General features: G+C 43.6%; 1 protein-coding gene. It reads left to right on the forward strand.

The genetic code is table 11. The features are described 5' to 3' along the window. Positions 1-257: helix-turn-helix domain-containing protein (locus A3773_RS17265; RefSeq protein WP_231902242.1), on the forward strand; the 257-nt coding region annotated here is incomplete at both ends.

The raw sequence follows: 257 nt of genomic DNA on the forward strand, positions 1-257 counted from the left end.
CGCCCGTTATTTATTAACGACAGAGGCTGGAGATAGACTCAAGACGATTGATGAGCTGTCGCTCGAGATTGGTTGTTCTGTTGGCTATGTAGCAAACGCGATTAAATTTATCGAAAAGGAAGAGGCGGTTTACCTAAGTCGTCAAGGACGTAATGGCACCATTATCTCTTCACTAAATTTTCATAAGTTGGTGGGTATTTCCGAGATTGGTAATATCGTTTGTGCGATGCCGCTACCGTATACCAAGCATTACGAGG

The organism is Neptuniibacter pectenicola (assembly GCF_001597735.1).
Lineage (GTDB): Bacteria > Pseudomonadota > Gammaproteobacteria > Pseudomonadales > Balneatricaceae > Neptuniibacter > Neptuniibacter pectenicola.